The sequence below is a fragment of the Streptomyces murinus genome (assembly GCF_002154555.1).
Classification (GTDB): domain Bacteria; phylum Actinomycetota; class Actinomycetes; order Streptomycetales; family Streptomycetaceae; genus Streptomyces; species Streptomyces murinus.
The window spans coordinates 1-2,247 of the sequence record NZ_MUNF01000665.1 but is presented as its reverse complement, the minus strand read 5'-3'; the positions used below and the strand labels follow the sequence as shown (position 1 = coordinate 2,247).

The 2,247-nt window shown below is 70.0% G+C and carries 3 protein-coding genes and 1 pseudogene; 3 read left to right on the top strand and 1 reads right to left on the bottom strand.

Annotation, left to right across the window (positions count from 1 at the left end; translation table 11 throughout):
- Positions 1 to 161 precede the first annotated feature (161 nt).
- Together CCN72_RS32575 and CCN72_RS32570 are read left to right on the top strand one after the other, a co-directional pair.
- Positions 162 to 509, top strand: a complete 348-nt coding sequence (locus CCN72_RS32575) for a zinc ribbon domain-containing protein YjdM (protein ID WP_086811790.1) — start codon at positions 162 to 164, stop codon at positions 507 to 509.
- Between the two features lie 3 nt (positions 510 to 512).
- A complete protein-coding gene (locus CCN72_RS32570) occupies positions 513 to 848 on the top strand; it encodes an ArsR/SmtB family transcription factor (RefSeq protein WP_086811789.1) in 336 nt (111 codons plus the stop codon).
- Positions 849 to 1,190: 342 nt separating this feature from the next.
- On the opposite strand, the gene CCN72_RS32565 is transcribed toward CCN72_RS32570, so the two are convergent.
- The gene (locus tag CCN72_RS32565; protein ID WP_085567927.1) at positions 1,191 to 1,658 is read right to left on the bottom strand and encodes a MarR family winged helix-turn-helix transcriptional regulator; all 468 of its coding nucleotides are present in this window, start codon (positions 1,656 to 1,658) and stop codon (positions 1,191 to 1,193) included.
- A 107-nt stretch (positions 1,659 to 1,765) separates the two neighbouring features.
- Between CCN72_RS32565 and CCN72_RS32560 the strand changes: the two are divergent.
- Positions 1,766 to 2,247 (top strand): annotated as a pseudogene (locus CCN72_RS32560) (quinone oxidoreductase family protein); the annotation flags it as partial.

The window sequence follows — 2,247 nt, the reverse complement described above, 5'->3', positions numbered from 1 at the left end:
ATCTGGCCGCGGCCCTCGCCGCGCACGGCCGGGGCCCGCGGACGCCGGACGACGACCGCCAGGAGTGGCGGACGGACGGCTGGCCCACCGCCTGACCTGCGTACGATTCCTCTTTTCGACCTACTGCCCGACCCCTGTCGAACCCATCCCGAAAGAGTTCCATGAGCGACAACCTCCCCGCCTGCCCCGCCTGCTCGGGCACGTTCACCTACGAGATGGGCGCGCTGCTCGTCTGCCCCGAGTGCGGCCACGAGTGGTCGGTGTCCGCGGACGCGGCCGCCGAGGAGGGCCGGGTGATCCGGGACTCGGTCGGCAATGTGCTCGCCGACGGCGACACCGTGACCGTGGTCAAGGCGTTGAAGGTCAAGGGCAGCCCGTCCGGCATCAAGGCGGGCACGAAGGTGCGCAGCATCCGGCTCGTGGACGGTGTGGACGGCCATGACATCGACTGCAAGATCGATGGTTTCGGCGCGATGCAGCTGAAGTCCAGCGTGGTCAAGAAGGCCTGAACCGTGAGTACGCCGCTGTATCAGCTGAAGGCCGAGTTCTTCAAGACGCTCGGCCATCCCGCGCGCATCCGCGTCCTGGAGCTGCTCAGCGAGCGTGAGCACGCGGTCGCCGAGATGCTGCCCGAGGTGGGCATCGAACCGGCCCACCTCTCGCAGCAGTTGGCGGTGCTGCGCCGCGCCAACCTGGTCAGGACCCGCAAGGAGGGCTCGACCGTCCACTACTCCCTGACCAGCCCGCATGTGGCCGAGCTGCTGCGGGTGGCGCGCACCATCCTGTCCGGCGTACTGGCGGGACAGGCGGGGCTGCTCGCGGATCTGCGGGCGGCGCAGGAGGAGTAGGCGCGGTTGGCGACCACATGATCGGGGCAGGTCCGCGGGCGTCCGCCTCTCGACCGAGGTACCGGACGCGGTACATGAGCTCGATGAACTGCGCGGTGCCGCCGTGCTGTCCGCCGGTAACCACGACCGCCAGGATGCGCCCGGCGGCTTCGGCGGCCAAGTGGAGCTTGGTGCTCAGGCCGCCGCGCGAGCGGCCGAGCCCGTGGTCTTCCGGCTCTTCGGGCCAGGCCGCGTCCGTCCGGCAGGCCCGGACCGCGAGCCCCCTTTTCCGGCCCCCGCGCCCAGATCCTGTTGAAGACCAGCCGCGGTACCGTGGCTCGCGTCCTCCTGCACGGCCTGATCCTAGCCGGGAGGAACATCGCGGCCCCGTTCCCGACGGGCCGCCAGCATTTTGACTGCAAGGTCCCGCAGCTGGTCACCCTCCCTTGCCGTGAGGGACTCAGCGAGTACCGCGACCCGCCGCTCCGCCTCTCCCGCGCAGTGGTCCACCAAGGCGCGGCCCGCGGGGGCCAGGGCTACCAGGATGCCGCGGCCGTCGTGCGGGGAGCGTTCGCGCTTGACCAGGCCGCGCTTCTCGGCGCGGGTGACCAGGCCGGTCATGGAGGACTTGTCCAGGTCCAGATGGCGGGCGAGTTCGAGCATGCCGGGGCGGCGGTCGCGCAGGATGCCGAGCAAGCGGACCTGGATGAGTGAGAGGTCATGGTCGGCCGCGACGCGGGCGAGTTCTCCCTGGATCAGGAACGACAGCTGGACGAGAGCGTCCACCGTGTTGTGCGGCTCATCGAGGGCGGGATCGTCGGGTGTCGACATCGGGCACGCTCCGTTCGCTGCGATTGACGTAGTACGTGAAACAAACTACCTTCCAAATAGTACGTGCAACAAACTACATGTTCCGTTCCGGAATTCGGGAGGCCCCCGTGTACGCAGCCGTCGTCCACTCCTTCGACGCCCCACCGCGCTACGACACCTTCGAGACACCGGCACCGCGCGGCGAGCACGAGATCCTGGTGGACGTGCTGGCAGCGGGCCTGCACCCGCGCGTGCGGTCCGGCGCGAGCGGGACTCACTACTCCTCCGACGGTGTTCTGCCGATGGTGCCCGGCATCGACGCCGTCGGCCGCACTACCGACGGGCAGCTGCTCTACTTCGTCGCCCTGGACGACACCGTCGGCACCATGGCCGAGCGGGCCGTCGTCGACCGGCGCCGAGCCGCCCCGCTGGCGCCAGGCACTGACCCCGTCACGGTGGCCGCCGCGATGAACCCCGGCATGTCGTCCTGGGTGGCGCTTCGCCGCCGGATCGACTTCCGGCCGGGCGCCAACGTCCTCATCCTCGGCGCCACCGGCAACGCCGGACAGCTCGCCGTGCAGATCGCAAAGCACCTCGGCGCGGGCAGCAG